This is a genomic window from Candidatus Eisenbacteria bacterium (assembly GCA_016867495.1).
In the GTDB taxonomy this organism is placed as follows: Bacteria; Eisenbacteria; RBG-16-71-46; order CAIMUX01; family VGJL01; genus VGJL01.
Map to the genome: position 1 here is coordinate 1 of VGJL01000209.1, position 4,275 is coordinate 4,275.

At 66.9% G+C, this 4,275-nt stretch carries 4 protein-coding genes; all 4 read right to left on the reverse strand.

Annotated elements, in window-relative coordinates:
- Window positions 1-929: serine/threonine-protein phosphatase (locus FJY88_12275; GenBank protein MBM3288111.1), on the reverse strand; the 929-nt coding region annotated here is incomplete at its 3' end.
- Window positions 930-991: 62 nt separating this feature from the next.
- Entirely contained in the window at window positions 992-2,152 is a 1,161-nt protein-coding gene (locus FJY88_12280) for an FHA domain-containing protein (protein ID MBM3288112.1), read from the reverse strand.
- Between the two features lie 190 nt (window positions 2,153-2,342).
- Window positions 2,343-3,077 carry a formylglycine-generating enzyme family protein gene (locus FJY88_12285; GenBank protein MBM3288113.1) on the reverse strand — a complete coding sequence of 245 codons (735 nt, stop codon included), beginning with the start codon at window positions 3,075-3,077 and terminating at the stop codon, window positions 2,343-2,345.
- Between the two features lie 493 nt (window positions 3,078-3,570).
- The coding region (locus tag FJY88_12290) for a PEGA domain-containing protein (GenBank protein MBM3288114.1) at window positions 3,571-4,275 on the reverse strand (705 nt) is incomplete at its 5' end.

The following is a 4,275-nucleotide window of genomic DNA, read 5'->3' on the forward strand; positions in this document are numbered from 1 at the left end:
CCGCCGATCCCCGCGACGAGGAAGAGAGAGAGGAGCGTCACCAAGACCCTCCGGCCGCGGCTCAAGCCTCGACCCGCGTTCCCCTCTCCCGCCACGCCTTCCTCCTTTCTCAACGCCTCCACGTCGGGGAGCCGTCCAACCGACGGCTTCGCCCTCGGGAGCCGTCCGGCCTCCACGACGCCGACCGTGATGTTGTCCGTGCTCCCTTTCGTGTAGGCGAGGCTAAGAAGATTGCGGAGCGCATCGGAGAGATCGCGGGTCCCCCGGAGATGCTGCACCAGCTCGTCCGGCGCGACGATCCCCTCGACGGGGTTCCCCGTGAGGCCGTCCGTGCAGGCCAGAACGAGTGAGTTCGGCGCGAGAGGAACTCTTCGAATATCCGGAGAGGGCTTCCCGCTCTCCCCGAGATGGCGCGTGAGCGCGGAGGCGAGAGTCCGGACGACCGGGTTCGTCGCCGCTTCGGACGCGGTGTAGAGGCCGCGGTCGATCGCGTCCTGCACGGCGCTGTGGTCGGTCGTGAGCGGCTCGATCCGTCCCTCGGCGAGAAGGTACGCGCGGCTGTCGCCGACGTGCGCGACGACCCACTCGTCTTCCGTGGCGAAGACGACGACGAGCGTCGTTCCCATCCCGCGGAGCGACGGATTCGCTTCGCTCTCCCGAAGAAGCGCTTCGTGCGCCTCTTCGAACGCGTCCCCCAGCCACGGCTCCAGCTCCTCGCGCCGCGGAGGCCGATCCCGGAGCCGATCGCGGAGGAGGAGGGCCGCGCGGCGGCTCGCATGCGCCCCGCCGAGCGCGCCCCCCATTCCGTCCGCGACGACGAGCGCGGCGTGCACGCATCCCTTCGCTGGAGAGAAAACCAGTCCCCAGCAAAAATCCTCGTTCTCCGGGCGACGCCCCTGCGTCGTCCGAAACTGAACCGTCCGCTTCACGGCCGCCTCATTACGGTCCGGATCATCGTCCGGAGCCGCCTACGCGATCTTCGGGCTCGCGCTCAGTCCTTGTGATAGACGAGCTCCACCGTCCCCATCCGGATCACGTCCCCTTCCTTGAGGACGCGCGGCTCGTCCGCCTTCATCGCCGCGCCGTTCAAGAGCGTGGCGTTCCGATCGGGATCCGCCGGATCCGGGATGTTGATGAACGTGTAGCCCTCGCTTCCGTACTTCAGCCTCGCCTGGCGGCTCGAGACAGTCGGATCGGAAAGCTGAATGTGGCGCGTCGGGTCCCCCTGAAGGCGGCCGAAGGTGTACTCGATCTGGTGATCGCTCACGCCGCGCGGACGGACGAGGCGGATCTCCTTGAGATCGACGCCGCCCTTCACCTCGAAGCGTCCGGGCATCACCTTCACGGTCCCCGCCTGGATCGCCTCCTGGGTCGGAACGGCGGCCGTGATCTTCTGGGTCTTGTCGGTCACCGTGACGATCCCGGCCCCGAAATCATCCGTGGCCGGCTCGCGGGAACTTCTCCGAAGAACGAGAACGAGCGCGGCCGCGACCACGACAACCGCCGCGATGAGACCGAAGAGGAGCCAGCGAGGCTTCGCCCCTTCTTCGGCCTCGGCGAGGAGCGAACGCGCGACGGAAAGTCCGGCCGGGGGACGGGTCATCGACTGCCCCAAGGTGATCGCTTGCTGCAAGAGCGGGATCGCGGCCTTGAACTTGCGGTTCGAGAGGAGCGACTGCGCCTGGCCGAGAAGGTTGTCGAACTCCGCCTGGCGCGGATCGATCGGAGGAATGACCTCGCCCCCGCCGCCCCCGCCGTCGCCGTGCTCGGCGCGTTCGAGCTCGACGAGGGTGAGCTGGCCGCTCTGCGCGTCCTGGTTCACGATGCCGGTCACGCGATAGCGCGCCTCGGTCGGCGGAAGTCCTTTGTCCGTGATGACCGTGATCCCGTCGCCCCAATCGTCGCGGAGCTCGTACGCCCACGTGTTCCCCGAGGGGTCGGGGCGCCACTTGTCTATCCGCCCATAGATCTCGACCTTCGTGTTCGCCCCGATCGTTCCCTGGCGAATCTGGACGATCACCCGCTCGATGTCCTGGGCGAGGGCTTCGCCCAATGCCCCGAGGAGCGTGCCCAGCACGAGCAACGCCGCAAGCCCGAGCACAGGAACGCCGCGCTTCCTCCCTGCGCTCCCACGACCGACATCGTTTCTCATCGCCTCTCCCTCCTCTCGTTTGTGTTTCTCGCGGCGGCGCGCTCGGAAACCCCGCCCGCCTCCCGGTGGAACCGCCTCACTCCGTGCATAAATCCCGCGGGCCTCGGCCGTCTCTCGGGCTTCGCCCTTCTCGCCGGCCTCGGCCTCGGAAAAAACCCCGCAAATCGTAAAATGGTAAAAGCGCAAAGCGTCATGGAACGTTCCTCGCGAGACGAAAACCGAGGTCGTAGCAGCGGTTGTCCGGCGTGCTGCCGTACCGATTCGCGGAGCGGCAGTTCCGGGCGACGTAGTTCCAGCTGCCACCCCGTTCCACGCGGTCGGAGCCGGAGCCGGGACCCGTCGGGTCCGTCACCGTACCGCCATACGATCCGTACCAGTCCCAACACCACTCCCACACGTTCCCGTGTATGTCGTACAGCCCCCACCCGTTCGGACTCTTCCCCCCCACATCGTGCGTCGTGCTCCCCGCGTTCCCGCAGTACCAACCCACCTGATTCAGGTTCGGATCGACAGGGTCACAATAGATATTCGTGATCCCCCCGTTGCAAAACGCCGTCTGGGTCCCCGCCCGGCACGCATACTCCCACTCCGCCTCCGTCAGCAAACGATACCCAGCCGCCGACTGGTTCCAACTCACCGTCGCAGATACGATGTGATTCCCCGAATAACTCGCCCCCGTAATCGTATAGGCAGGCGTGAGTCCCTCCGCCTGCGAACGCTTGTTGCAATACGACACCGCATCGTACCAAGTCACCCTCTCCACCGGACGACTCGAACCCCGAAAATCCGACTCGTTCCAACCCATCACCGACTCCCACTCCGACTGCGTCACCTCGTACTGCGAAACATAGAACGAGCGCGTCAGCGTCACCTGATGCTGCGTCTCGTCCGAATCCCGGCCCGGCTCCGAAGACGGACTCCCCATTGTGAACGTCGCAGGAGGAAATGCGTTGAGGAGAACGAATTCCTCGGGCACCCAACCGGGACACGGTTCCCCCGACGAGGAAATCGTCGCCCACGCGCCCGAAGAAGCCGCCGACTCCTCGCCGTCCCGGTCGGTCGCGCGGATGAGGTAGTCGTACTGATGTCCGCGTTTGACACGAACATCGACGAAGGAGGTCGTGCCTCCGCCGAGCGAGACCAGCTGGCGGAACGCCCCACCGGCGGTCGTGTCCCGGCGATACAACTGGTATCCCGCGACGTGCCCGCCGGGGACTCCGTTCCACGAGAGCGTGATTCGGCAATCCCCGGCCGAGGCGGTGAGGGCCAAATCGTGCACGCCCCCCGGGCCCTCCGGATCGAGCGGGTTGTCCCTCCCCTTCTTCTCGCAGGAGAGAAGGCCGACCGCGAAGACCGCGAGGAGCGCGGCGGCGAGGAAGAACCCGCTCCTTCGAACGAACCCCGCGGTTCTCTTGGCTTCACTCCGCGCGCGCATGACGCTCGCCTCCGAACGGGAACCGCATCCCCACGCGGAGCGTCCCGTCCGCATCCCGCTCGAACACACTGCTCAGCCCCTGTTCCCTCTTGAGATCGCTCAGGATCTCGTCCACGCTCGGGACCCCGCGAAGGATCTGGTAGAGTGTGAACGCGGCGAAGACACCCCCCGCGGCGTACCCCGCTTGGCTCAGCTTCTGCTTGCTCTCGTAGTCGGAGTACTCGGCGTCGATGTCGTCCGGACTCACCGCCTTCAAGTACGCGTCGTAGCTCTCGTCCGCCTGCGACTGCATCACAACCCCGGCCGCGATCCCGCCCGCGGCGCCGAGAACTCCGAGCGTGGTCCAGACCTTCTTCCCTCTCGACTTCGACGAGCGGATCGACTCGGCCCTCTCGCGAAGCTCCCGCTCGATGCGCGCCGCCGCGTGCTCCGGCGTCTCCCGCATCTCGATCGTGAGATCCGCGCGGCCGCGGTCGGCGACGAACACGGTCTCCGCGTCCGCCTCATATCCGTCGAGGAGAGCGCGCACCACGTACTTCCCCTCCGGGACGGTCCGCGAGACCGGAGAGGAGAAGGTCTCCGTCCCGATCCGCACGGAGGCCTCCGGCGGAACCGTCTTCACGTTCAGGAGCCCTTCCGCCCGCTCGAGACGGATGCTCCCGACCCGCGCGGGAGTCTCCCCTCGGGT

Bases quoted from the DNA above. Each gene is read 5' to 3' on its own strand.
- FJY88_12280 (MBM3288112.1), bottom strand. From the start codon at position 2,152: ATGAGAAACGATGTCGGTCGTGGGAGCGCAGGGAGGAAGCGCGGCGTT.
- FJY88_12285 (MBM3288113.1), bottom strand. From the start codon at position 3,077: ATGGGGAGTCCGTCTTCGGAGCCGGGCCGGGATTCGGACGAGACGCAG.